Origin of the sequence: Shewanella sp. SM55, from assembly GCF_025654025.1 — a bacterium.
Classification (GTDB): Bacteria; Pseudomonadota; Gammaproteobacteria; order Enterobacterales; family Shewanellaceae; genus Shewanella; species Shewanella oncorhynchi.
Window position 1 is genome coordinate 1 of the sequence record NZ_JAKKRS010000048.1, and the last position, 577, is coordinate 577.

1 tRNA gene and 1 rRNA gene are annotated in these 577 nt (G+C 41.7%); both read right to left on the reverse strand.

Features of this window, described 5'->3' with window-relative positions:
- Window positions 1-123, reverse strand: a 23S ribosomal RNA gene (locus tag L5L91_RS22650); the annotation flags it as partial.
- Window positions 124-485: 362 nt separating this feature from the next.
- Window positions 486-561: transfer RNA gene (locus tag L5L91_RS22655), tRNA-Ala, on the reverse strand.
- Between the last annotated feature and the right edge of the window lie 16 nt (window positions 562-577).

Below are 577 nucleotides of genomic sequence, written 5' to 3' on the forward strand. Positions count from 1 at the left end.
CCCATTCGGACATCGTTAGCTCAAATGCTTGTTACTAGCTCGCCAACGCTTTTCGCAAGTTACTACGTCCTTCATCGCCTCTGACTGCCAAGGCATCCACCGTATACGCTTAGTCGCTTAACCATACAACCCAAATGAGTTTCACTCATCTGCGTCGCATTGCGACCAGCTTGGTTTTACTTGTCTCACTTCTGACCAAAGAAGTGGACGCGCCTTAGACGTAAACTATTCAATAAAGAATAATTTACTWTTGAATATTCAAGACACTTAATAAAGTGTTTGAGAACTCATGTTCAATGCTTTCGCATTAAACGTTTTGTAATTAATYACATGACAGACTCATGCAATTAAATACTATCAGCTTTCCAAATTGTTAAAGAGCGGGCTTAAAAAAGCCAAAGATAATTTTTAAGTTTATCTTTGGCATCTCTATCCATAGTGCATATGCCTTATTACTTTGCAATAAAGTCAGAATAAGGTGTAAATGGTGGAGCTATGCGGGATCGAACCGCAGACCTCCTGCGTGCAAGGCAGGCGCTCTCCCAGCTGAGCTATAGCCCCATTTACATGCAGTGCG